We start from the raw sequence: 24,824 nt of genomic DNA on the forward strand, positions 1-24,824 counted from the left end.
CTCGACGCTCTTACGTTCGCCCGGCAATATCAAGCCGGTGCAATAGTCACGCAGCGGCCTCATCCGCACTGCCTGACCGATCACACTTCCAAGCCCAGCTACATAGGCCGCAAACCGTGCCCCGCTGCTTTCACCCTGATTGAGATCCATCTGGCCCTCCGCATGCCAAATATTGAATCTCCTCAAATATTTGATTCTCCGCCCACCGCGGCCGCGACCGAATGACTCAGTAAGACTAATCCACCCTACGGGCACCGTGCCCTACTTGACCTCGGCCAACGCCGCAAGGATCCGCGCCCAGGAGCGGATGCCCTTCTGGAAGCTGCGCAGATCGTACTTCTCGTTCGGCGAATGGATGTTGTCGTCGTCCAGGCCAAAACCGACGAGCAGCGAGTCCAGCCCAAGCGCGCGCTTGAAATCGGCCACGATCGGGATCGAGGCGCCGGAGCCCATCAGCACGGTCTCCTTGCCCCATTCCTCGGTCAGCGCTGTCCTGGCCGCCGCGAGCGGCTTCATGTTCCAGTCGAGCGCCACGGCGGGCGCGGCGGAATGGTCGCCGAACTCGACCTTGCAGTCGCCGGGAATCCGAGTGGTCACGTAGTCGCGGAAGGCCTTGCGGATCTTCTGGGGGTCCTGACCCTGGACCAGCCGGAACGAGACCTTGGCCGAGGCATGCGACGGGATCACCGTTTTGGAGCCCTCTCCGATATAGCCGCCCCAGATGCCGTTGACGTCGCAGGTCGGACGCGTGGAGGCCTGCTCGACCATCAGCCGCCCCTTCTCACCAGCCGGGATCGACAGACCGACTGGCTTGAGAAACGATTCCGGCGTGAAGTTGAGCTTCTTCCACTGCTCCAGGATCTCCGGCGGCGTGTCCTTCACGCCGTCATAGAAGCCCGAAATGGTGATGCGGTTGTCGTCGTCGAACAGTCCGCCGAGAATCCCGGTCAGCAATCGGATCGGGTTCATCGCCGTGCCGCCGAACACGCCGGAATGCAAGTCGCGGCTGGCGGCGGTGATCTTCACCTCTTCATACAGCAGGCCGCGCAGCGCCGTGGTAATCGCCGGCGTTTCCGGGTCCCACATGCCGGTATCGCAGACCAGCACGTAATCGGCTTTGAACTCGTCCTTGTTGGCCTCGACGAACGGCACGAAGTTCTTGGAGCCGACCTCCTCCTCGCCTTCGATCAGGAAGGTGATGTCGATCGGCAGCGAGCCCGTGACTTTCTTCCAGGCGCGGCAGGCTTCGACGAAGGTCATCACCTGGCCCTTGTCGTCCTCGGCACCGCGCGCAACGATGATCTTGCGGCCGTCGGCATGATCGGCGACGGCGGGCTCGAACGGCGGACGGTGCCAGAGCTCGAGCGGATCGACCGGCTGCACGTCGTAATGGCCATAGAAGATCACATGCGGCCGTCCACCCGCCCTCACCTTGCCGACGACGGCGGGATGGCCGGCGGTCGGCCTCACCTCGGTCGCGACGCCGAGGCTCGCGATGTCCTTGGCCAGATGCTCGGCCGCCGCCTTGCAATCCCCGGCATAGGCTGGATCGGCGGAGATCGACTTGATCCGCAACAACGAGAACAGGCGCTCGAGGCTGTTATCAAAGTCATTGTCGATGTGGTCGAGCACGGATTGAAGCTGTGCATTGGCCATGGTCGGGATGTCCCACTTTTCGTGTCTCAGGATGGTTGTGGTTTTAGCCTTGCCGCGGCGTCGGAGCTAGCCACAACCGGCGGATGCCGGATGTGCCAGGCGAGCGTAACGGCGAGGACCGCCGTGGCGACGAGGTTGTTGCCCCAGGCCTGGATGGTCTTGGGGAACAGTGGCAGCGACAGCAGCATGAGGATGACGGCAGCGCCAAGCGCGAGCCAGGTTCCCAGCCGCACATTCGGCCGCACGTCGAAGGCGGCCCGATGCATCAGCACCGTCATCGGCAGGAACAGCCACATGAAATAGTATTGTCGCGCCAGCGGCGAGGCCACCGTCATCAGGCAGAACAGAATGCCGAGCTCCTCGGCGTCCGATCGCGCTGTTCGCCGCCGCTGTGACGGCATGACCGCGACGAAGCCGAGCCCGAGCAGCGCCGATACCGCGAGCACGATCCAGTTCGCCGTCTTGTAGCCAACGTCGATGACATTCATCGTCTGCACCGGCTTGCTGGGATCCTCCAGATTGTAGTTGATCGGCCGGACCAGCCGATGCGTCACCGCGATGATGGACTGGTTGACCCACGACCAGTTCTGCTCGTCGCGCTGGCCAAAGCCCTTTTCCGAGCTCGAGCCGACCATGCCCTGGTACCAGGTGTTGAGCTCGGCGGCGTTACGCTCGAAGCCGCGGATCGGCGCCGGCACGACGTAGAGCAGGACGCCGATGAAGGCGATCATGCTGATGACCGCCGCCCACTGCCTCCGCCAAATCAAATAAGGCAGCACCGCGATCGGAAACACTTTGATCGCAGTGGCGAGTGCGAACATGAGGCCGGCGAACCAGGATCGTCGACGTTGGAGGCACCAGAAGCCGTAGAGCATCATCGCCAGCAGAACGAGGTTCGGCTGACCGAGGTCGAACATGTCGAACACGAAGGTCACGGTGGCGACCGCCGGCAGCGCTTCGAGCCACGGCCCGGGCTCGCGGCCCGAGCCGGTCATGGCATTGGAGAGAATGCTCGTGTACCACCACGCCACCCCGTTCAGGATCGACAGTACGAGGTAGAGCGGGATCTTGCCGAACCAGCTCGGGATCGCCAGCAGGATTGCCGGCAGCGGCGGATAGATGAATTCGAATGGGTGATCTATTTCGCTGGGATAGAGCGGCCCGCCATGCAGCACCTGCTGCCCGGCCCAGTACCACAGCGCGTAATCCTTGGTCTTGCCGCGGCCAAAAATCTCCGGGCCGAGGACATCGGCCGTGAGGATGAGGCAGCAGAGCAGGAAGAGCAGATCGAGCGGCGCGCGCAGCGACAGGGTCCTGAGCGCGCCTGGTTTGTCTGATGAGTTCGATGAGGTCACATTATGTCCCGGGAAACACATAGCACGTAGCAGACGGACCGGCGCTTGGAGAGTCCCTTCACCTGAATTTGTGCTTGGCAGAATGCCCAGTTGGCCGCACGACGGGAGCGGACCACCGGCCCGCAACCGGGCATTCTGCCTACCTTCGCAGCAATCCGCCAAGTGCGCCGCGGACGAGCGCGCGGCCGACCGAGCCGCCGAGCTGGCCGCCGACCGATTTGCCGAGATCGGCCACGACGCCGCCGACCATCTTGTCGGTGACCGTGCGCGTGACGTCGCGCGCGATGCGTTGTCCCGTCGTCAGCCGGTTACGTCCGGTGTTGGTGCCGAAGATGGTGCCGACGATCGAGCCGATCTGGCCGAGGATGCCGCCACCGACTCCACCCGCCTGGCCATCGGCAGGGGCCGCGGTACCGGCGATGCGCTTCTGGAGGATCTCATAGGCCGATTCGGAATCGATTGCGGTGTCGTATTTGCCCTTCACCGGGCTCGCATCCATGATCGCCTTGCGCTCCTCCGGGCTGATCGGCCCGATGCGGGCCGATGGCGGGCGGATCAGCACCCGCTCGACCATCGCCGGCGTACCGTTGCCTTCGAGGAACGACACCAGCGCCTCGCCCTTGCCGAGCTCCATGATCACCTTGGCGGTGTCGAGCTTCGGGTTGGGCCGGAAGGTCTGGGCCGCGGCCGCGACCGCCTTCTGGTCGCGCGGGGTGAAAGCGCGCAACGCATGCTGCACGCGGTTGCCCATTTGCCCGAGCACGCGATCGGGCACGTCGATCGGGTTTTGCGTCACGAAATAGACACCGACGCCCTTGGAGCGGATCAGACGGACCACCTGCTCGATCTTGTCCATCAGCGCCTTCGGCGCGTCGTTGAACAGCAGATGCGCCTCGTCGAAGAAGAACACCAGCTTGGGCTTGGGAAGGTCGCCGACCTCGGGCAATTCCTCGAACAGCTCTGACAGCATCCACAGCAGGAATGTCGCGTAAAGCCGCGGGCTCTGCATCAGCTTGTCGGCGACGAGGATGTTGACCATGCCGCGGCCATCGCGGTCGGTCTTCATGAAGTCCTTCAGGGTCAGCGCCGGCTCGCCGAAGAACTTCGTGGCGCCCTGGTTCTCCAGCACCAGAAGCTGGCGCTGGATGGTGCCGACGGTGGCCTTGGTGACGTTGCCGAAGCCCTGTGCCGCCTTCCGGATCGGCGCGAGCAGATCCTCGTCCGCGTCCGGCCCCTTCTTGCCGCTGTCGGGCACGATGGCGTCGAGCAACGCCCGCAGATCCTTCATGTCGATCAGAGCGAGGCCGTTGTCATCGGCGACACGGAAGGCGACGTTGAGCACGCCCTCCTGCACGTCGTTGAGATCGAGCATACGCGCCAGCAGCAGCGGCCCCATCTCAGTGATGGTCGCCCGCACCGGATGGCCCTGCTCGCCGAACACATCCCAGAACACTGTCGAGAACTGGTCGGGCTGGAACGTCAGCCCCATCTCGGTGGCGCGCTTGACGATGAAGTCTTTTGCTTCCCCGACCTCGGAGATGCCGGAGAGGTCGCCCTTGATGTCGGCGGCGAACACCGGGACACCGGCCCGCGCAAATCCTTCCGCCATCACCTGCAGCGTGACCGTCTTGCCCGTTCCGGTCGCGCCGGTGACGAGGCCATGGCGATTGGCGAGCGCCAGCGTCAGCCAGGCCTGCTCGTCTCCCTTGCCGACGAAGATCTTGTCGTCGGTATCGTCGAGCTTGTTGTCCTGCGCCGTCATCGTTCTCTCTATCGTTGGTTTCGCTTATTGAAACTCGAGCCCGCCTGTTCCGCAGTTTAATGCATGTCGCGAGCCGATTGAAACCGTTCAAGGCGCCGCCGACATGCGACATTGTCGGAGACTACGCGCACCGCATGCGCCAAAAGTCGGAGCTATGCCATTCGCATCGCGGCAATTTTTCACGGATTTCTTCTTTGATCTTGCATCGCTGCAACACTTTACGCGCCATCGAGACTGAATCGGAACGTTGCGTGCGTTCATCGCTTGTATTTCACATCGCACCGGCTCAAGATCATTTTTCGAAAATAATCTCCGGCATGTGAACCGGCTGAGGGGCAGGCCATATGGACGAGCTGATCGGACGGCTGGCGACAAGCGCCAGCATAGATAGTGCTGTGGCTGAAAAGACAGTCGGCATTATCCTGGGCTTCCTCCGCAACGAAGGTCCTTCCGACAGCGTGCAGGCCCTGATCGACCAGATCCCTGGCGCGGAAGGCGCGATCGAAGCGTCCAAGAGCGGCGGCGGGCTGTCGCGGCTGATGGGCGGCGGCCTGATGGCCGTCGGCACGCGCCTGATGGGCCTTGGGCTTGGCATGTCCGACATTCAGAACGTGGCCCGTGAACTTTTCCGCTACGGCCGAGACAAAATCGGAGCGGATCAGATGGGCAAGATCATCGCGGGCACGCCGGGCCTCAGCCAATTCGCCTGAAGCTGTTGCATTTCATACCGAGTATCATGACATATCCGATCTCCGAGATTGAGGGCCTGCCGGCCTTTGCCGCCAACAAGTTGAAGGCGCAGGGAATCCGCACCACCGACGCGCTGCTGGAAGCCGCGAGCACCGCCAAGGGCCGCAAGGCGCTCTCGGCCAAGACCGGCATCAGCGAGCAGTTGCTGCTGGAGTGGGCCAATGTCTCCGACTACATGCGTATTCCCGGCATGGGCCGGGCCAAGGTCGGCCTGGTCCGCGCCGCCGGCGTCACCACCGTGCGCGAACTCGCCTATCGAAATCCGGCAAGATTGGCGCAGAGCATGCGCGAGGCCAACGATCGGAGGAAGCTCGTCCGCATCCTTCCTTCCGAGAAGTCGGTCGGCGACATCATCGCCAAGGCCAGGAAGCTGTCGCCGAAGATTACGTATTAGGACTGCTCTCTCGACATACCACCTGCAACGTTAGCTCTCGGTGTCATACCCCGCGAAGGCGGGGTATCCAGTACGCCGCGGCTTCTCCGCATCGCGGCAAGGCCACGGAATACTGGATTGCCCGCCTTCGCGGGCAATGACACGGAAGGGTTGATCTTGACTCCCCGTCCCCGACCGCGCAAAGCCACGCGCATGAATGCCTCGCCCTTCCCATCCGTCCCGCCGGCCGGCTCGGCCGGGCTTGGTGTGCTGCGGACGCTCGTGAGCCGGCCTCTGCCGGCGGTGATGGGCGTGCTCAACGTGACGCCGGATTCCTTTTCCGACGGCGGCGACTTCATCGCGCCGGACCAGGCGCTGGCACGGGCGCGGGCGATGATCGAGGCTGGCGTCGACATCATCGATATCGGCGCCGAATCCACCCGGCCGTACAAGGGCGCTCAGCCGGTGACGGCGGCGGACGAGCTGGCCCGGCTGAAGCCGGTGCTATCGGGCATCGTCGCGCTCGGCGTCCCCGTCTCGATCGACAGCATGAAGGCAGAGGTCGTGGCCTTCGCGCTCGACCAGGGCGTGGCCATCGCCAACGACGTCTGGGGCCTGCAGCGCGACGCCAATATGGCGCCGGTCGTCGCCGCGAAGGGCGTCCCCCTCATCGTCATGCACAACCGCGAGAGCGTCGATTCCGCCGTCGACATCGTCGCGGACATGAAGGCGTTCTTCCTGCGCTCGCTCGACATCGCTGCAAAAGCCGGCATCGCGCGCGAAAAGATCGTGCTGGATCCCGGCATCGGTTTCGGCAAGACCGCCGAGCAGAGCATGATTGCACTCGCGCGACTGCGGGAGCTCGACATGTTCGGCCTGCCTGTGCTGGTCGGCGCCTCGCGCAAGCGCTTCATCGCCTCGGTGTCGCCATCGGAGCCCAAAGAACGGCTCGCCGGCTCGATCGCCGCGCATCTGATCGCCGCCCAGAGGGGCGCGAAAATCATCCGGACCCACGACGTCGCCGAAACCTTGCAGGCCCTGCGGGTCGCCAACGCAATCGAGAGCAAGCAATGACCGATACGATCTTCGTGACCGGCCTGTCGATCCATGCCCGCCATGGCGTGATGGATCACGAAACCGAAGTCGGCCAGCGCTTCGTCATCGACCTCGAGCTCTACACTGATTTGTCCGAGCCGTCGCGCAGCGACCGCCTCGCCGATACCGTCTCCTATGCCGACGTGGTTGCGACCACGACGGCGGCGTTCAAGAACACCAATTACAAGCTGCTGGAGCGAGCGGCTGGCGCAGTCGCCGACGCGATCCTGTCGCACTTCCCGCGCATCCGCGCCGTGAAGATCACCGTGCACAAGCCGCATGCGCCGATCGCCGCGATCTTCGACGATGTTGGCATCATGCTGACCCGCTCGCGGCACCCCTGACATGGCGAGCGTGCTGATCGCACTAGGCGGCAATGTCGGCGATGTCCGCGCGACATTCAAAAAGGCGATCGCCCATATCTGCGGCATGGCGCAAGCCGCGGTGATCGCGCGCTCGTCCGACTATGCGACGCCACCCTGGGGCGACGAGGACCAGGATTCCTTCATCAATGCCTGCGTCGAGATCGAGACCGACCTCGATCCGCACGCGCTATTGTTCGTCATGCAGAAAGTCGAGCAGAAATTCGGCCGCACGCGAGAGAAGGACCGGCGCTGGGGTCCGCGCACGCTCGATCTCGACATGATCGCCTATGACAACGTGTCGTTTCAGAAGCCCGATCTGACCTTGCCGCATCCGCTTCTGTTCGAGCGCGCCTTCGTGCTGGTGCCGCTGGCCGAAATCGCGCCGGACCGCGTGATCTCAGGCATTCGTGTCCGTGACGGACTTGCCAGCGTCTCAACGCAAGGCATTGAGCGGCTTCCGGATACCGGTTAACCAAAAACAACCGTTTGCAGGGACGGCCGGCCGTGGCAATTTCGCCTGCGAACAATGAGACGTTTGGGAGCCCTGGGCCGTATGACCTCCGTGACTGACAATCTGCCGCTGGCGGCCGATTTTCCCAAGGCAACGGACGCGGACTGGCGCAAGCTGGTCGACGGCGTGCTCAAGGGCGCGCCGTTCGAGAAGCTGGTCGGCAAGACCTATGACGGTCTCAAGATCGAGCCGCTCTATCCACGCGCCAGGGGCGTTGCGCCTGTGATGGGACGGCCCGCGGCCGCGCCATGGCAGATCATGCAGCGGATCGATCATCCCGATGCGGCGGCTGCGAATGCGCAGGCGCTGACCGATCTGGAGAACGGCGCAACGGGGCTCGCGCTGGTGTTCGCCGGCGGCAGCGGCAGCCATGGTTTCGGCCTGGAACCGACGGCCGATGCGATCGCAAAAGTCTTGAAGGACATTCATCTCGATGCCGGCATCGGCATCGAGCTCCAGGTCGGCCCGCAATCGCGGATGGCGGCGATCCATGTTGCGGAATATGTGAAAAGCAACGGCCTCGATCCGGCCGCCTGCAACATCCGCTTCGGGCTCGATCCGCTGGCCGCCTGCGCCGTGTGGGGAAACAGCCCCTACAGCTGGGAAGAGATCGTTCCCGCCGTCACCGGTGGCATCAAGGGCCTCGCCGGGCTCGGCTTCAAGGGACCGTTTGCCTCTGCTGATGGACGCGTGATTCACGATGCCGGTGGCTCCGAGGCGCAGGAGCTCGCTTTCGTGCTCGCCTGCGGCATCGCCTATCTGCGCGCGATCGAAGCTGCCGGCGTTCCGCTGGAGCGGGCGCAGGACATGGTCTATGCGCGGCTTTCCGCAGACGCCGATCAGTTCCTGACCATGGCGAAATTCCGCGCGCTGCGGCTGCTCTGGGCACGCGTCGAGACGGCGTGCGGTCTGACGCCGAAACCGCTGTTCATCGCCGCAGATACGGCCTGGCGCATGCTGACGCAGCATGACCCTTATGTGAACATGCCGCGCGCGACCATCGCGACATTCGCGGCCGGACTTGCCGGCGCCGATGCCATCACCGTGCTGCCGCATACGCTGGCGCTCGGGCTGCCCGATCCGTTCGCGCGGCGCGTGGCGCGCAACACGCAGCTCCTGCTGCTCGAAGAAAGCAACCTCGCCAAGGTCAGCGATCCCGCGGCGGGCTCCGGTGGCATCGAGCAACTGACGGCGCAGCTCTGCGAAGCCGCCTGGGCCCTGTTCCAGGAGAGCGAAAAGGCCGGCGGTGCCTTCGCGGCGCTTCAGCAGGGCCTGTTCCAGAGCAAGGTCGCAGCGGCGCGAAAGGCACGCGACACCAACATCGCAAAACGCCGCGACGTGCTGACGGGCGCGAGCGAGTTTCCGAACCTGCATGAGAGGGAAACGACGGTGCTTAATGCGACCCCCATTGCGGTCGCGCCTTATGGCGAGGCAAAATACAAGTTCGACGCGCTGTCCCCGATGCGCCTGGCCGCCCCGTTCGAAGCGCTGCGCGACAAATCCGATGCGGCGTTGAAGGCGCGCGGCGCGCGGCCCAGCGTATTCCTGGCCAATCTCGGCACGCCCGCCGACTTTACCGCACGTGCGACATTCGCAAAAAGCTTCTTCGAAGCCGGCGGCATCGAGGCCATCGACAGCGAGGGTTTTAGCGATCCGGCCAAGCTCGCTGCAGCCTTCAAGGCCTCCGGCGCGGCGCTCGTCTGCCTTTGTTCCAGTGACAAGGTCTATGCGGAACACGCCGAGGCAGCCGCGAAGGCCCTGCAAACCGCGGGCGCGCGACATATCTATTTGGCAGGCCGTCCGGCTGAGGCCGAGGCGGCGCTTCGGGCAGCCGGCGTGAGCGGCTTCGTCTTTGCCGGGGCTGACGCGCTTGCGACATTGCAGGACGCCTATCGGCGGATGGAACAGGTATGACAGACGTCAGCAAAACCGTTTTTACCGGCGGCTGCCAATGTGGCGCGGTGCGCTTCGCGATTTCGGCAACGCCGAACAAGGTTTCGATCTGCCACTGCCGGATGTGCCAGAAGGCGAGCGGCGCGCCGTTCGCCTCCTTTGCCGACATCAACATAGCGGATCTTGCCTGGACCAAGGGCCAGCCGTCATTCTTCCGCTCCTCCTCAATCGCCGATCGCGGCTATTGCGCGGCTTGCGGCACGCCGCTCAGCTTCGGCCGCATCGATGGCGACCGGATCGAGATCATGACCGGCGCCTTCGACCGGCCGGACCACGTGGTGCCGACACGGCAATATGGCACGGAGTCCCGCCTCGGCTGGGTGGTCGGCATCGCCAACCTGCCGAGCCAGACCACGCAGCAGAATTACGGACCGGAGAAGATGGCCACCATCGTCAGCCATCAGCATCCGGATCATGATTGAGACTGTGATAGGCTATGCCATGCTTCAGCTGCTCGGTGGAATGTTGCTCGGTTTGACAGAACGGAAGATCGGGAGGCTTCTCGCGCGCTTGCTGTGGAGCGGGACCGGCGTGATGACTGAGAGCCGGTTGGATGATCCAGTCTACAAGAAGAATGTGCAAAGGCTGATCGAGCACCATCGCAGCTTTGAGGACTCCAAGAGATGACCCGCATTCCCAATTTCGCCGATGTTGCCTTCGAGCGCGCCGTCGCCGCCGCTCCAACCGGCAGCGCAGAACCGTGGCTGACGCCCGAGGGCATTCTCGTAAAGCCCGCCTATAGCGAGGCTGACCTCGCCGGGCTCGATTTCCTCGAGACCTATCCGGGCATCGCGCCGTTCCTGCGCGGCCCCTACCCGACCATGTATGTCAACCAGCCCTGGACGGTCCGGCAATATGCCGGCTTCTCGACGGCGGAGGATTCCAACGCGTTTTACCGCCGCAACCTGGCGGCCGGACAGAAGGGTCTCTCGGTCGCCTTCGATCTCGCCACCCATCGCGGCTATGACAGTGACCATCCGCGCGTCGGCGGCGATGTCGGCATGGCCGGCGTGGCGATCGACTCCATCTACGACATGCGCACGCTGTTTGCCGGCATTCCGCTCGACCGGATGAGCGTGTCCATGACCATGAACGGCGCGGTGTTGCCGATCCTCGCGCTCTATGTCGCTGCCGCGGGCGAACAGGGCGTGCCGCCGGAGAAGCTGTCGGGCACCATTCAGAACGACATTCTGAAAGAGTTCATGGTGCGCAACACCTATATCTATCCGCCCGCGCCCTCGATGCGGATCATCTCGGACATCTTCGCCTACACGTCGCAGAAGATGCCGAAATACAATTCGATCTCAATCTCCGGCTATCACATGCAGGAGGCCGGCGCGACGCAGGATCTCGAGCTCGCTTATACGCTCGCCGATGGCGTCGAATATCTGCGTGCCGGTCTTGCCGCAGGTTTGGATGTTGACCGCTTCGCGCCGCGGCTGTCGTTCTTCTGGGCGATCGGCATGAACTTCTTCATGGAAGTCGCCAAATTGCGCGCCGCGCGCCTGCTCTGGGCGAAGCTGCTGAAACCCTTCAATCCGAAGGACCCGCGCTCGCTGTCGCTGCGCACACATTCGCAGACCTCCGGCTGGTCGCTGACCGCGCAGGACGTCTTCAACAACGTGATGCGCACGACCGTGGAGGCGATGGCGGCCACGCAAGGCCACACCCAGTCGCTGCACACCAACGCGCTCGACGAGGCCTTGGCGCTGCCGACCGATTTCTCGGCGCGCATCGCCCGCAACACGCAACTGTTCCTGCAGCAGGAGAGCGGCACCACCCGCATCATCGATCCCTGGGGCGGCTCGTATTATGTCGAGCGGCTCACGCGCGACCTCGCCGCGAAAGCCTGGAGCCATATCCAGGAGGTCGAAGAGCTCGGCGGCATGGCGAAGGCCATCGAAGCCGGCGTGCCGAAGCTGCGCATCGAGGAGGCCTCGGCCAAGACCCAGGCCCGCATCGATGCCGGCAAGCAGGCGGTGATCGGCGTCAACAAGTACAAGCCGACGGATGAGGCGCCGATCGACATCCTCAAGGTCGACAACACCAATGTCCGGCGCCTGCAGATCGACAAGCTGACCCGGCTGAAATCCGAACGCAGCCAGAAGGACGTCGAGGCCGCGCTTGCCGCGCTGACACGCTCGGCCGGCGAAGGTAACGGCAATCTGCTCGCGCTCGCCATCGACGCGGCGCGGGCGAAGGCGACCGTCGGCGAGATTTCGGACGCGATGGAAAAGGTGTTCGGCCGGCACCGCGCCGAGATCAAATCCATCACCGGCGTCTACAAGCGGGAGGCGTCCAGCATGGGCAACCAGGTCGAGAAGGTTCAGGCGCTGATCGATGCCTTCGAGGAGGCGGAAGGCCGCCGCCCGCGCATCCTGGTCGCCAAGATCGGCCAGGACGGCCATGACCGCGGCCAGAAAGTGATCGCATCTGCCTTCGCCGACATCGGCTTCGACGTCGACATCGGGCCGCTGTTCGCGACCGCCGACGAAGCGGCGCGGCAGGCCGTCGAGAACGACGTCCACATCCTCGGCGTCTCCTCGCTCGCCGCCGCCCACCTCACCGCGGTGCCGGAGCTAAAGGCCGCGCTGAAGAAGCAGGGCCGCGAGGACATCATGATCATCGTCGGGGGCGTCGTGCCGCCGCAGGATTATGACGCGCTCTATGCGGCCGGCGCCGAAGCGATCTTCCCGCCCGGCACCGTGATCGCCGAGGCAGCGGAAGAGCTGATCCGCAAGCTGAATGCCCGGCTCGGGCATAGCGAGGCGGCTGAGTAATTCCGCCGCTCTTGGGCTCCCCGTATCAAACCCGCGGGCGGGCTGCAGCGACCAAGCTTCACGAACTGGTCGTTCGCGCCGCGCGTTCTGCGCCGGTTCATCTTGCGATCATTACGCTCACGCCGATGTCCGAACGTCGACAGCGGTCGGATGCAAAATTGATGGATATTGAAGTGACATATCATCGTGCAAATGTGCGGGCAGGATTGCTCGCGAGCCTTTCTGCCGTCGCGGCGATCGTCCTGGCCTCCCCCGCTCTCGCCGCTGACCCCAAGCCGGACGCTGTCGTCAAGAACAGAAACATCGAGGCGCGTGTCTTCCTCGACGACAAGATCAAGGCCGACGCGCCACTCGCGGCCGACTGCCTTGCCGAGGGCAAGAAATGGCTCGACAAGAACGCAGCCGACGCCGCTGCCTCGCGCAAGGAGGACCCGCAGTTCTTCAGGGACGGCGGCTGGGACTTTGAGCGCAAATATTCGATCCGCTCCGTCGTCGCCGACCGCTATGTGAGCGTCCTGCGCAACGACTACATGGACACCCATGGCGCCCATCCCAATTCGGACGTGAACACGATCCTGTGGGACAAGTCCGAGAGCAAGCGCATCTCGATCCGCCCGTTCTTCACGGAGACCGCCGACAATGGCGCGACCATGAAGGCGATGGTGAAGGCCGTGATCGCCTCGCTCAGGACCGAGAAGAAGAAGCGCGACACCAGCGAGACCGCGACCAATGAGTGGTTCAAGGGCGTCGAGCCGAGCCTGCTCAAGATCGGCGCCGCGACGCTCGCGCCGTCGACCGAACCAGGCAAGAGCTCCGGCCTCACCTTCCACTACCCGCCCTATGCGGTCGGCCCCTACGCCGAGGGCCAATATGTCGCATTCGTTCCGTGGGAGACATTGAAGCCCTATCTCACGCCCGAGGGGGCGCGCATCTTCGGCGGCGCGCGGCCAAAGGGCGACGCTGACGAGCAGCAATAAATTCCAACGGAACGTTGCTCACGGCGCCGTTGGGCGGCCGCTTGCGACATCCATGCAAAGCCGCGTAGCATATTGCATTGACGAGCCCGATTCCCGAGGGCGTCGCCGGGATCATTGATGCCAGGAATCACGCGCCGCATTTTCGCGGCCTCCTCTGTGGCTGCCGCCACGTCCGCCCTCCTTTCACCTGCGCGCGCGCAAGCCTATCCGGCGCGGCCGGTGACCTTGATCGTGCCGTGGGGTGCGGGCGGCGGAACGGATGCGACCGCACGCATTGTCGCGACGCTGCTGGAGAAGGAGCTCGGCCAGCCGTTTAACGTCGTCAACCGCAGCGGCGGCTCCGGCGCCGTCGGCCATGCCGAGATCGCAACCGCAGCGCCGGACGGCTACACGATCGGCATGCTGACCGTGGAAATCGCGATGCTGCATTGGCAAGCCCTGACGCATCTGACGCCCGGGAATTTCACGCCGCTGGCGCTGGTGAACGAAGACCCGCCGGGCATCCAGGTGTCGACGTCCTCGCCATACAAGACGGCGAAGGAGCTCATGGATTCCATCAAGCTGGCGGCGCCAGGACGATTCAAGGCCTCGGGCACCGGACAAGGCGGCATCTGGCATCTCGCCCTCGTCGGCTGGATGCAGGCGATGGGGTTGCCGGCAAACCAGGTTGCGTGGTCAGCGTCGAATGGCGCCGCACCGGCCATGCAGGACCTGGTCGCGGGCAGCCTCGATCTCACCACCTGCTCGGTGCCTGAGGCGCGCGCCACCATCGAGGCCGGCCAGGCCCGGAGCCTTGCGATCATGGCGCATGCGCGCAATCCGATCTTCCCCGACGTCCCGACGCTGAAAGAGGCGCTCGGCGTCGGCTATTCCACCAGCTCATGGCGCGGCATCGGCGGCCCCACCGGCTTGCCTCCGGAGATCGCCGCCATGCTGACCGCGGCCTTGAAGAAGGTGTACTACTCCCCCGCATTCAAGGACTTCATGACCGGACGCGGTTTCGGCACCGTCTGGCGCGATGCTGGCCAGTTCGGGACCTTCATGGACCAGGCCGATCGCCAGATGGGTCAGGCCATGAGGGCGGCTGGTTTTGCCAAGGCCTGATGTAACCGCGCATACATCCCGCCGGGGGGCTCTCGCCTGCCTGCGCCCGCCGTTGTAAAGCATGGGCATGGTCGAGAAGAAGACTTCGCTTGATATCACCGCCCTCGCCCGCGACCTCCGCGCAGGCCATCGCGCCGCGCTGGCGCGGGCCATCACGCTGGTGGAGAGCCGGCGCGGCGATCACCAGGCGCAGGCGCGCGAGCTGGTGCAGATGCTGCTGCCCGACACCGGCAAGGCGGTTCGCGTCGGCATTACCGGCTCGCCCGGCGTCGGCAAATCCACCTCCATCGATGCGCTCGGGACCTATCTGATCGAGCAGGGCAACAAGGTCGCGGTGCTCGCGGTCGATCCGTCCTCGGCACGCAGCGGCGGCTCGATCCTCGGGGACAAGACGCGAATGGCACAGCTCGCGGCCTCCGACGATGCCTTCATCCGCCCATCGCCGTCGTCAGGCACGCTCGGCGGCGTCGCCGCCAAGACGCGCGAGGCGATGCTGCTGTGCGAGGCGGCCGGATTCGACGTCGTTCTGGTCGAGACCGTCGGCATCGGCCAGTCCGAGACCGCGGTCTGCGACATGACCGATTTCTTCCTCGCGCTGATGCTGCCCGGCGGCGGCGACGAATTGCAGGGTATCAAGAAGGGCCTGGTCGAGCTCGCCGACATGATCGCGATCAACAAAGCCGACGGCGACAATCTCAAGCGCGCCAACATCACCGCTGCTGACTATCGCGGTGCGCTGCATATTCTCAGCCCTCGGTCCGAACATTGGCACCCGCCTGTGATCACCTATTCGGCGCTGGCCGGCACCGGCATCGTCGAGCTCTGGCAGAAAATCCTGGATCACCGCAAGGCAATGAACGCGTCCGGCGAGTTCGCCGCGCGCCGGCGCGACCAGCAGGTGAAATGGATGTGGTCGATGCTGGAGCAGCGCATGCTGGCGCGGCTGCGCAGTGAGGCGGCCGTCCGCGCCAGGGTGAAAAAGATCGAATCCGAGGTCGCCGAGGGTCACCTCACGCCGGCACTCGCCGCCGAGGAGATCATGAAGCTCCTGCATTGAGGCCGCTTCACCTCTCCCCAGCGAGGGAGAGTGTGAAGCGAAGCCCGAGCTCGCGATCCAGCTCAATCTCGCGATGACCTAACTGATCTGCCCGGCCAGCACCTTCGAAACGAAGCGCGCGGTCGCCTCGCCGACCTCCTGAGGCGCCTCTTCCTGCAGGAAGTGCGACCCCTTCACCAGGACGATCTCCTGATTGGGCCAGGTTCTGCAGAACTCGCGCTGTGCGCCGATCAGGAAGCCCGCCGGCTCGGCATCGATGAACAGTTTCGGGATCCGGTTCTTCGACATCCAATCCGCATAGGCTTCGACGATCGCGACCACATCGGCAGGCTCGCCCTCGATCGGCAATTCGCGCGTCCAGGTCAGCATCGGCTGGCGGCTCGGGCCGGGATTGCGGAAATAGCGGCGATAGACCTCCAGCGCCTCCGGCGCGATATGGCGCAGCGGCAGGAGGTATTCGATGAACAGGTTCTTCTGCAGGATCAGGTCTTCGCCTTGTGGACTCCGCTGGCCCAGGAAGAAAGCGCGCGTCGCGTCGGGCCATTCGTCCCAGGAGCGGAACGGCCGGACGATGCCTTCCATGTAGACGATCGCCTTGACCCTCTCCGGGCGGCGATGGGCCCAGTGAAAACCGAGCGCAGCACCCCAGTCGTGTACGACGAGGATGACGTTCTCAGTCAGACCCAGCGCATCGAACCAGGCATCGAGATAGCGCCGGTGATCGACGAAGCGATAGGAGCCGTTCGGCGCCGCGCCCGAATTGCCCATGCCGACGAGGTCGGGCGCAAGGCAGCGGCCATAGGGCAAGAGATGGGGAATGATGTTCCGCCAGAGATAGGACGGCGTCGGAACGCCGTGCAGGAACACGATGGGGTCACCCGCGCCGACATCGACGTAGGCCATCTGGGTATCCAGCACCTCGATGTACTTCCGGTAGGAGACTTCCTCGGTCGAGATCGGGGGGTGGTTGACGTGCAACATGGTGAAACTCCGTTCTCTCGTTGGACACCAGTAAAATACGAATGATGGTGTCTTGAGTCAACGAGCAAAAGCGATTAAATGGTGTTCCATGTCGAAAGAATCGCGCAAGTTCCATGTGCCGGACGCGCTGGCGAATCTCTACGATTTCGCCAACACGATGGATCTGCGGCACTTCACCCATCACGGTATCCAGCATCAGCAGGCGGACGAGCTGCACAATCTCGCCGCGCTCGGCGAGTGGATGCGCCAGCATGCGTTGATCGAACGTGCCGCTGCGCCATCGCCGAAGACCTTCGAGGCAGCCTTGCGGCTGCGCGCCGCGATCCGCGACTACCTCAAATGCGAGCCGGCGGAGCGCCATCGCAAACCAGCCGTCACCGCTCCCCTCAACGCCGCGATGGAGCCATTTGCACTGCGTGTCGCCACCATCGGCAAGGATGGTTTTGCACTGAGGCCGGTGACGAGCGATGCGCAAGCGGGCCTGTCGGCGATCGTCGCCGAATTGTACGACGCGGCCTCGGCCGGCACGCTCGAGCGGCTGAAGATGTGCGCCGCCGACGAGTGCCAGCGGGTGTTTTTCGATCGCTCGAAGCCCGGCACCCGGCGCTGGTGCCAATCCACCTTGTGCGGCAACCGGGAAAAGACGCGGACCTACCGCGAGCGCCACAGGCACGATCCCGCATCGGAGATCTGACGACCCGCGAGCTTGGAAGACGGTTGGTCCCGGTGTTTACTGGATGCCAGCGTGCCCGACAGGATCGAGAGGATCACATCCATTGTCCGATAAGCTCCGCATTCTCCTCACGGGCTTCGGCCCGTTTCCCGGCGCGCCGCATAATCCGACCCAGCCGCTGGTGGTGCGGCTGGCGCAGCTGCGCCGGCCGGCGCTCGATGATGTCGCGCTATCGCGCCATATCTTTCCGGTGACTTATGCCGCGGTCGACCGGCAATTGCCGGAGGTGCTCGCGAAAGTGAAGCCCGATGCGCTGCTGATGTTCGGCCTCGCTGCGCGCACGCCTTACCTCCGCATCGAGAGCCGCGCACGCAACGCCGTCACCATGCTGTGGCCAGATGCCGCCAACACCCGATCGAGCAAACGCGGCATCGCCGGTCATGCGGACGCCATGACGTTCGGCCCGCACACGGCAAGGCTGCTGCGCGCGGCACGGCTCACCGGCATCGATGCGCGGCCCTCGCGCGATGCAGGCGCCTATCTCTGCAACTATCTGAGCTGGCGCGCGATCGAAAACGTGAAGGCGGGCGGGCCGCGGCTCGCCGCGTTCATCCACATTCCCCTGCTTGCGCGCAGCGGCGCGATACGGCGCAAGGGCGCCCCGCGGATCACGCTGGAGGAGCTGGTGGATGCGGGGGGAGCGATACTGATGGAGATGGTGGGTTTGGCAAGGAAGGGGCGGAACACGCAGGCTTCGTAGGGTGGGCAAAGGTGCCCTTGCGCCGTGCCCACCATGCATCGGCATTCGCAGCGAGAATCGTGGGCACGCTTGCGCTTTGCCCACCCTACGGCACCTCCGTTGCCGTAAACATTTAACCCTACTGCGAACTATCCGAGCGGCTGCATCCGCCCTGCCCCATTTCTGCGCTACCTAACCTCCGCGGACCTCCCGCGTCCGCCGAAGGACGCGTCATGGACCTCAATCGCCGTCATCTCATCGGAGCTTCGACCGCCGGCATTGCTGGCGCGCTCGCCATGCCTGTCGACGCCGCGCGCGCCGCGCCGTTGACATCGCTGCTCGGCCGCGACGCGACCCAATATGGCGTGCGGCCCGGCAGCAGCGAGGATCAGACACGCGCGCTGCAACGCGCGATCGACGAAGCCTCGCGCGCACAGATGCCGCTGGCGCTTCCACCCGGACTCTACCGAACCGGGTTGCTGCGGCTGCCGAACGGCGCGCAACTGATCGGCGTGCGCGGTGCAACGAAGCTCATCTTCACCGGCGGGGCGTCCGCGATCCAGAGCGACGGGTCTGACGCGATCGGGCTCACCGGCCTCACCTTCGATGGCGGCAGCATTCCGCTGCCGGCACGGCGCGGGCTGATCCATGTGCTCGGCGGCCGCGACGTCCGCATCAGCGATTGCGAGATCACCGGCTCCGGCGGCAGCGGCATCTGGCTCGAGCAGGTCGCGGGCGACATCTCCGGCGACATCTTTACGAACATCGCGGTGACGGCGGTGGTCTCGTTCGACGCCAAGGGGCTCAGCGTGTCCCGCAACACCATTGCCGGCACCAACGACAACGGCATCGAGATCCTGCGCACCGCGATCGGCGATGACGGCACGCTGGTCGCTGACAACCGCATCGAGGACATCAAGGCGGGCCCCGGCGGCTCGGGCCAGTACGGCAACGCCATCAACGCCTTCCGCGCCGGCAACGTGATCGTGCGCGGCAATCGCATCAAGAATTGCGATTACTCCGCCGTGCGCGGCAATTCGGCCTCCAACATCCACATCACCGGCAACAGCGTCAGCGACGTGCGCGAGGTCGCGCTCTATTCCGAGTTCGCGTTCGAGGCCGCGGTGATCGCCAACAACACCGTGGATGGCGCCGCCGTCGGCGTCTCGGTCTGCAATTTCAACGAAGGCGGCCGCATCGCGGTGGTCCAGGGCAACATCATCCGCAACCTGATCCCGAAGCGGCCGATCGGCACCGCGCCCGATGACGATGCCGGCGTCGGCATCTACATCGAGGCGGACACGTCGGTGACCGGCAATGTGATCGAGAACGCGCCGTCCTACGGCATCGTCGCCGGCTGGGGCAAATATCTGCGCGACGTCGTGATCTCGGGCAATGTGATCCGCAAGGCACTGGCCGGCGTCGGCGTCTCCGTGGTGCCGGGCGCGGGCACCGCGCTCGTCAACAACAACATGATCTCGGAAACCCCGCGCGGCGCCGTGGTCGGCCTCGATCACGCGCGTGCCGTGACGGCGGACCTGTCAGCGGACGGCGCCCAACGCTTTGCGCAAGTGGTGGTCGGCGGGAACGCGGTGCGGCGGTAGGTGCGCGGTTGGCAGACGGGCCGTGCATCCTTCGAGGCTCGCCCTGCGGTGCTCTGCACCGCAGAACTCGCACCTCAGGATGACGGAATTTGTACGCCCCACCCACATCCAGAAGTTGCTTAAACTAGTCTTGACAACAAGCGCTCCGCCGTCATCCTGAGGTGCGAGCCGGGCGGTGCGCAGCACCGTCCGGAGAGCCTCGAAGGATGATGTTGTGGGCGTCTATGTCTACATGCTGCGATGTGCGGATGGCTCCTTCTACATCGGAAGTGCCACCGGCGAGGACACGTCCCGGCGGGTCGATGAGCACAATGCCGGCGCCTATCCGGGATATACTTATTCGAGGCGTCCAGTCGTTCTGGTGTGGTCCGAACATTTCGACCGGATTACGGACGGCATCGCGGCCGAGCGACAGCTGAAGGGCTGGAGCCGCGCAAAGAAGGAAGCGCTCATTCGATCGGATTGGAAATCGGTGAGCCAGCTTGCGCAACGGCGGGCGGGAGTGCCGAGGGCCAAGAAGTAAGCATTGATACGGCGCGCAGACGGGCCGTGCATCCTTCGAGGCTCTCCATGGGACGCGTTGCGTCCCATGCTTCGCACCTTAGGATGACGGGTTGGAGAGGTCCGGCGAACCTCTGAAGCGTTGGCCTTAGAATGCATTCCGCAGCAGCGGGTACTTCGCCTCGATGCCGTCGAGGCTGAAGGTGAATTCGACCACGCGCTCGGGGGCCGCGACGATTTCGGCGGCGGGCGGCGAGAAGGTCTGCAGGAACGAGGCGATCGACGCCACTGGCGCAGCCGGAGCGGCTGGTGCCGTCCGAGCGACCGGCGCAGTCGGAGCCGCCGGCGCAGTCCGAGCGGCGGGCGCCGTCCGAACGACCGGTGCAGGCGGAGCGACCGGCGCTACCGGGGCGATCGGCGCCTCGACGATTTCGGCGAGCACGTCCAGCTTGGGCTCGAGCCTGACCGGAACGGCGGTCTCGGGCGCGATGTGCACGGCCTTGGGGTGCACGGCCTTGGGCTGCACGGCCTTGGGCTGCGAGGTCTGGGGCTGCATGGTCTGGGCCTGCTCGCGCGGAAACACGCGCGGCATCGTCGCCGGCGACCAGCCGAATGCGGAGGTCACGCTCGCGGCGGCCGCGGCGACGTCCCCGCCGTTGGCAAGGGCGCGCCAGGTCTGGACCGCGCGCTTGGCTTCCTGGATGTTTTCGAGGAATGCGAGCTCGGAGTGATAGCGGCGCCAGCGTCCGGTCTCGAACATTTCGGAGAGATGTTCCAGCCGCTGTTCGGCGAGAGCGCACCAGCGTGCTGCAAGCTCGCGGCTTCCAGCCGCGCTTTGGCGATGAGTCATAAGTCAGCCCGTCTGGAGAAAATACGGACGCGACGCAACGCACACGAATCAATTTAGAAGCGACATGAATATTTTGTGGAAAAGTTTTGACTTGTCCAGCGACGACACGGCTGTCGTCACGAAACACCGTAGTCGAGCGGAGTTTTCAGGGGTTTGCGAGTCAAGCTTCGCACAAGCATGGCGGTCCTGCCGCGTGCCGCTACGGCCCGCGACGACGATCGCGCTCGCGCACTCAACCGCAAGCTGATCTCGCATGACGCTTCAAGAAATCCGACCCCCCAAAAAGAAAAGACCCGTCCGGGGGGACAACCGGACGGGTCGAGCCATATGGGCGCTTGGGGTGGATGGGCGCTCGCGCCTGATATGACTTATGGGGAGGGATGACCGCTCCCACATAATTTGGTCGTGGCAGCTGGCTGAACGTTCAATGCGGCGTTCGATTTCTTAACTGTCGCACCGCGCGCAATGTTGTCGCAGGCGCTATCGCGCCGCCGGCCTATCCGCCTGAGAAACCGTGGATTTATCGTCCGCGCTCGACAGCGAGGGCTGCTCGATCGCGCGGATGCCGGGGTCGTCGCGACGCTTCTCGGCATCTTCACGTTTAGTTGTACCGGAGGCAGCCGCGACCGGCGTCGCGCTGTCGGCCGGAACAGCCATGACCGCGGCAAACGCATCGGGCTCGCCGTCGCCGTAGAGATCATCACGCCCGGGTGAACCGAGATCACGCGCGGTCTTCGACAGCGTCATACGCAGCGCTTCCGGCTTCAGGGAATAGTTGCGCTCGAGCAGCAATGCCGCGACGCCGGAGACGTAGGCCGCCGAGAACGAGGTGCCCGACGTGATCTGATACTTGCCATCCGGCGCCGGCAGGAAGATGTCGACGCCGGGCGCAGCCAGCGCGATGTAATTGCCGCGGTTGGACGCGGTGAACAGCTTGTCCTGCTGGTCGGTCGCACTGACCGCGATCACATTTGGATTGGCGGCGGGATAGAGCGGCGGCGATTTGGCGCCGGCATTGCCGGCGGCCGCGATCAGCACCAGGCCGCGCGCGGCGGTCGCCGCGATCGCGCGCTCGATCACCGCGTCCTTAGGACCGGCAAAGCTCATATTGACGATCTGGGCGCCGTGCTCGGCCGCGTAATTGAGCGACCGCAGGATGATGTAGGACGAGCTCTCGGCGCTGCCGGTGGTGCCGCCGAAGGCGCGAATGGCGATGATACGCGCTTCCGGCGCGCTGCCCATCAGCTTCGCGTGCGCCACGATGGCCCCCGCAATGCCGGTGCCGTGGATATGGGCGCCCTCGCTGCTGCCGAGCGCGTCGAAATTGTCGGCGATGGAGTTGGCGAGTTCGGGGTGCTTGGCGTCGATGCCGGAATCGATCACGGCGACCGTGACATTGGCGCCGTGCGCCAGCGTGTGCGCCTGCGGCAGGCGCAGCTTCGACAGCGCATATTGGGCAGGATCGCCCTCGGTCGGCACCGCCGGCTTCTGGTCCTGGAGCACGTAGCGGAAGTTCGGCTGGAGCGAACGCACGCTGCCATCGGCGGCAAATTCACGCCGCACGGTCTCAAACGGCCGGCCGTCGGCGATGCGGAACAGGCCGACCGTGGCCCCGATCAGCGGGAAGTTTTCCGAAGAGACCCGCGTCAAGCCGTGACGACGCGCGAGTTCATCGGCCTCGGTCAGCGACAGCGCGCTGTCAATCTCGGCCACGAATTCGTTGGCGAAGCTGCGCAGATTGACGGCAACCGGCGTGGTGTTGCCCCGCCCCTTGCCGGCACTCTTCCTGGCCGATTTGCCGGAGCCGTCGCCACCTCCGTTCGGCTGCGCCAGGCACTCGCCGTCGGCGTCGCGATTGGCTGCCGTGCAGGCCGGATAGAGGTTCGGCGAGTAGCGCGCATAGGGCAGCATCGGCGTCGAACCGATCCGCGCCGTGGAGATATGCGGGATGGTGGGAGCGATCCGGGGAGCGTGGTCAACGCTCGTCACCCTGGCCGCGACACTCGGAGAGATCGTCGGCGTGCGCGAGGGCACGCTGATGGTCGGCGTGCGCATGATCGCCTGGGCGTGCGCCACCTCGATGCCGAGGCAGGCGGCGAGCAGGAGCGCCGCTCCGACCGACGAAGCATAGGCCCCGGCTCGCAACTGGCTCTCGGACTTGCGCGTCATTGATGCAGCGGCGCGTTTAAGGCGCCGCCACGGCGAGGTTGACGAACTTCTCGCGCTGCATCCTGTTGAGCAGCGAAGTGAGCTCGTCCTGGCTCATCGCCCTGTCGAACTGCAGGCGGAACATGCCGCCTTTGGCATCGCCGATGATTGAAGCCTGGTAGCTGTCGAGCAGCGCGGTGATGTCGGCGACGCGCGCCTCGGGCGTGAAGCGCACCAGCGCCCGCGAAGGTGCAGCCGCCCCGAGTTCGCGCGTGATCGGCGCGCCGGTCGAGAGCGATGCGGTCTGGAAGGTCGCAGTCTGGGTCTTCATCAGCACGGCGCCGATGATGCCGGCCTGCAGCAACAACGCGACGGCACCCAGGCTCGCCGACCAGGCCAGCGTGCGCGGCGACAGGCTGGAGAAGAACGTGGCAACGCGCGCCGACAGCGGCAGCGAACCGATCGCCCGCGCCGGCTCGGCGTCGATCGCGGCGAACAGCTTCTGCATCGCGCGCACGGACGGAGCACCCAGGCTCTCGTTCAGGTGGATGGTCTCTTCGTACTCGCCGCGGATCGCCGCATATTGTTTCGCGAGCGCCGGATCGCTGGCGAGCGCCTCCTCGACGCGGCGGGCATCGCGCGCGTTCAGCGTGCCGGCGGCGTGCCACGGCAGCAGCATCTCGATCTCACTGGGCTCTTGCTCCAGCATCTTCTTGCTCAATGCCATCATGGCCAGCCTCGCTCAATGCCGGCTGCCTTCAGCAGTTCGGCCAATTTCTTGCGCGCATAGAACAAGCGCGTCTTTACCGTGTTCTCCGGGATTCCGACGATCTCCGCCACCTCTTCCACGGACTTCTCGTGGTAGTAGACGAGGTCGACGATTTCCCGATGGTCCGGCGAGAGGCCCGTCAGACACTCCCGCAACGCTTCACTGGTATTCTTCTTCTGAACCGCCGTTTCTGGATTGTCGGACGAATCCTCGATCGCATTGGCGGCCTCGTCGTCCAATTCAAAATCCTTTCGGCGCCGAAGCGCAGACAGGGCCTTGAATCGGGTGATTGCCAGCAGCCAGGTGGAAACGGCGGATCGGCCCTCGAACTTGCCGGCTTGACGCCAGACGTCGAGAAATACCTCGCTGATGAGGTCTTCCGCCGTCTGCTCGTCCCGCACGAGCCTCAGCCCGAACCTGTAAACCCTGACATGGTGCCGCCCGTACAGCACCTGCATAGCGAGCCGGTCGCCTTGGGCGATCCTGGCGATAAGGACCTCGTCCGTAGCCGCCTGTGTCACGCTCAAAGGCCGTCTCGCAAAGTTGGTCGGGTCGATGCGGGGGACGGTTCGACGAGAAATGCGAAATTCTTCAATCTACCGCAGTCATACGGGGACCTGTGTGATCTACCCCACATACGCGCAATTTCCTTGTCCCACCCGTGGCGGTCGGCCACCTCGCTCCAGAACGGTAACATAATACGGAAACACTCTCTTGCGGACTTGCCGTGGGCCGGCACGGACGGCTCTAGCGTGCCCGATCCATAACACGGCCCTGTGCACCTTATGTCGCACGGCGCCGGCTTTGGTCCGCGATATTGC

The 24,824-nt window shown here is 64.7% G+C and carries 24 protein-coding genes; 16 read left to right on the plus strand and 8 right to left on the minus strand.

Annotation, left to right across the window (positions count from 1 at the left end; all coding sequences use genetic code 11):
* Nucleotides 1-261 precede the first annotated feature (261 nt).
* The 3 genes from YUA_RS0129255 to YUA_RS0129265 all read right to left on the minus strand — a co-directional run bounded on the left by YUA_RS0129255 (nt 262) and on the right by YUA_RS0129265 (nt 4,773).
* On the minus strand, nt 262-1,656 hold the full coding sequence (locus tag YUA_RS0129255; RefSeq protein WP_027533879.1) for a M20/M25/M40 family metallo-hydrolase: 1,395 nt from the start codon (nt 1,654-1,656) through the stop codon (nt 262-264).
* Nucleotides 1,657-1,682: 26 nt separating this feature from the next.
* Nucleotides 1,683-3,011, minus strand: a complete 1,329-nt coding sequence (locus tag YUA_RS0129260; protein WP_027533880.1) for a glycosyltransferase family 87 protein — start codon at nt 3,009-3,011, stop codon at nt 1,683-1,685.
* 139 nt (nt 3,012-3,150) lie between these two features.
* Nucleotides 3,151-4,773, minus strand: a complete 1,623-nt coding sequence (locus YUA_RS0129265) for a helicase HerA-like domain-containing protein (protein ID WP_027533881.1) — start codon at nt 4,771-4,773, stop codon at nt 3,151-3,153.
* A 344-nt stretch (nt 4,774-5,117) separates the two neighbouring features.
* Here YUA_RS0129265 and YUA_RS0129270 point away from each other — a divergent pair, with 344 nt between their 5' ends.
* The 12 genes from YUA_RS0129270 to meaB all read left to right on the plus strand — a co-directional run bounded on the left by YUA_RS0129270 (nt 5,118) and on the right by meaB (nt 15,738).
* On the plus strand, nt 5,118-5,483 hold the full coding sequence (locus YUA_RS0129270) for a hypothetical protein (protein ID WP_027533882.1): 366 nt from the start codon (nt 5,118-5,120) through the stop codon (nt 5,481-5,483).
* Between the two features lie 26 nt (nt 5,484-5,509).
* Nucleotides 5,510-5,917 (plus strand): DUF4332 domain-containing protein, encoded by a 408-nt coding sequence (locus tag YUA_RS0129275; RefSeq protein ID WP_027533883.1) that lies wholly within the window; start codon nt 5,510-5,512, stop codon nt 5,915-5,917.
* Nucleotides 5,918-6,109: 192 nt separating this feature from the next.
* Nucleotides 6,110-6,970, plus strand: a complete 861-nt coding sequence (folP, locus tag YUA_RS0129280; RefSeq protein ID WP_027533884.1) for a dihydropteroate synthase — start codon at nt 6,110-6,112, stop codon at nt 6,968-6,970.
* Entirely contained in the window at nt 6,967-7,335 is a 369-nt protein-coding gene (folB, locus tag YUA_RS0129285) for a dihydroneopterin aldolase (protein ID WP_027533885.1), read from the plus strand. Before folP ends, folB begins: the two co-directional genes overlap by 4 nt.
* A 1-nt stretch (nt 7,336) precedes the next feature.
* Nucleotides 7,337-7,828, plus strand: coding sequence for a 2-amino-4-hydroxy-6-hydroxymethyldihydropteridine diphosphokinase (gene folK / locus YUA_RS0129290; protein WP_027533886.1), 492 nt, complete (start codon nt 7,337-7,339; stop codon nt 7,826-7,828).
* An 81-nt stretch (nt 7,829-7,909) separates the two neighbouring features.
* Nucleotides 7,910-9,781, plus strand: a complete 1,872-nt coding sequence (locus YUA_RS0129295; protein WP_027533887.1) for a methylmalonyl-CoA mutase family protein — start codon at nt 7,910-7,912, stop codon at nt 9,779-9,781.
* Complete coding sequence (locus YUA_RS0129300) at nt 9,778-10,242, plus strand: GFA family protein (RefSeq protein WP_027533888.1); 465 nt, start codon at nt 9,778-9,780, stop codon at nt 10,240-10,242. The genes YUA_RS0129295 and YUA_RS0129300 overlap by 4 nt, the downstream gene beginning before the upstream one ends.
* A complete protein-coding gene (locus YUA_RS0129305; RefSeq protein ID WP_245285287.1) occupies nt 10,235-10,447 on the plus strand; it encodes a hypothetical protein in 213 nt (70 codons plus the stop codon). Before YUA_RS0129300 ends, YUA_RS0129305 begins: the two co-directional genes overlap by 8 nt.
* Nucleotides 10,444-12,600: a methylmalonyl-CoA mutase gene (scpA, locus tag YUA_RS0129310; protein ID WP_027533890.1), complete on the plus strand. Its 2,157-nt coding sequence runs from the start codon at nt 10,444-10,446 to the stop codon at nt 12,598-12,600. Before YUA_RS0129305 ends, scpA begins: the two co-directional genes overlap by 4 nt.
* 161 nt (nt 12,601-12,761) lie before the next feature.
* Complete coding sequence (locus tag YUA_RS0129315; RefSeq protein WP_051383456.1) at nt 12,762-13,577, plus strand: RsiV family protein; 816 nt, start codon at nt 12,762-12,764, stop codon at nt 13,575-13,577.
* Between the two features lie 117 nt (nt 13,578-13,694).
* Nucleotides 13,695-14,681, plus strand: a complete 987-nt coding sequence (locus tag YUA_RS0129320) for a tripartite tricarboxylate transporter substrate binding protein (RefSeq protein ID WP_027533892.1) — start codon at nt 13,695-13,697, stop codon at nt 14,679-14,681.
* Nucleotides 14,682-14,748: 67 nt separating this feature from the next.
* The gene (gene meaB / locus YUA_RS0129325) at nt 14,749-15,738 is read left to right on the plus strand and encodes a methylmalonyl Co-A mutase-associated GTPase MeaB (protein WP_027533893.1); all 990 of its coding nucleotides are present in this window, start codon (nt 14,749-14,751) and stop codon (nt 15,736-15,738) included.
* A 78-nt stretch (nt 15,739-15,816) separates the two neighbouring features.
* Here the strand turns inward: meaB and YUA_RS0129330 are convergent, their stop codons facing one another.
* Nucleotides 15,817-16,719, minus strand: coding sequence for a haloalkane dehalogenase (locus YUA_RS0129330; protein WP_051383450.1), 903 nt, complete (start codon nt 16,717-16,719; stop codon nt 15,817-15,819).
* An 88-nt stretch (nt 16,720-16,807) separates the two neighbouring features.
* Here YUA_RS0129330 and YUA_RS0129335 point away from each other — a divergent pair, with 88 nt between their 5' ends.
* The 4 genes from YUA_RS0129335 to YUA_RS0129350 all read left to right on the plus strand — a co-directional run bounded on the left by YUA_RS0129335 (nt 16,808) and on the right by YUA_RS0129350 (nt 20,258).
* The gene (locus tag YUA_RS0129335) at nt 16,808-17,413 is read left to right on the plus strand and encodes a CGNR zinc finger domain-containing protein (protein WP_027533895.1); all 606 of its coding nucleotides are present in this window, start codon (nt 16,808-16,810) and stop codon (nt 17,411-17,413) included.
* Nucleotides 17,414-17,495: 82 nt separating this feature from the next.
* Nucleotides 17,496-18,152 carry a pyroglutamyl-peptidase I gene (locus YUA_RS0129340; protein ID WP_027533896.1) on the plus strand — a complete coding sequence of 219 codons (657 nt, stop codon included), beginning with the start codon at nt 17,496-17,498 and terminating at the stop codon, nt 18,150-18,152.
* A 212-nt stretch (nt 18,153-18,364) separates the two neighbouring features.
* The gene (locus YUA_RS0129345) at nt 18,365-19,735 is read left to right on the plus strand and encodes a TIGR03808 family TAT-translocated repetitive protein (RefSeq protein ID WP_027533897.1); all 1,371 of its coding nucleotides are present in this window, start codon (nt 18,365-18,367) and stop codon (nt 19,733-19,735) included.
* 214 nt (nt 19,736-19,949) lie between these two features.
* A complete protein-coding gene (locus tag YUA_RS0129350; protein WP_027533898.1) occupies nt 19,950-20,258 on the plus strand; it encodes a GIY-YIG nuclease family protein in 309 nt (102 codons plus the stop codon).
* Nucleotides 20,259-20,384: 126 nt separating this feature from the next.
* Here the strand turns inward: YUA_RS0129350 and YUA_RS0129355 are convergent, their stop codons facing one another.
* The 4 genes from YUA_RS0129355 to YUA_RS0129370 form a co-directional block, all read right to left on the minus strand.
* Entirely contained in the window at nt 20,385-21,086 is a 702-nt protein-coding gene (locus YUA_RS0129355; RefSeq protein WP_027533899.1) for a TIGR03809 family protein, read from the minus strand.
* A 480-nt stretch (nt 21,087-21,566) separates the two neighbouring features.
* Entirely contained in the window at nt 21,567-23,255 is a 1,689-nt protein-coding gene (locus YUA_RS0129360; protein ID WP_027533900.1) for a S8 family serine peptidase, read from the minus strand.
* A 16-nt stretch (nt 23,256-23,271) separates the two neighbouring features.
* On the minus strand, nt 23,272-23,964 hold the full coding sequence (locus YUA_RS0129365) for a hypothetical protein (RefSeq protein ID WP_027533901.1): 693 nt from the start codon (nt 23,962-23,964) through the stop codon (nt 23,272-23,274).
* On the minus strand, nt 23,961-24,530 hold the full coding sequence (locus YUA_RS0129370; RefSeq protein ID WP_027533902.1) for a sigma-70 family RNA polymerase sigma factor: 570 nt from the start codon (nt 24,528-24,530) through the stop codon (nt 23,961-23,963). Before YUA_RS0129370 ends, YUA_RS0129365 begins: the two co-directional genes overlap by 4 nt.
* Nucleotides 24,531-24,824 lie beyond the last annotated feature (294 nt).

The sequence above is a fragment of the Bradyrhizobium sp. WSM3983 genome, from assembly GCF_000473045.1.
Lineage (GTDB): Bacteria > Pseudomonadota > Alphaproteobacteria > Rhizobiales > Xanthobacteraceae > Bradyrhizobium.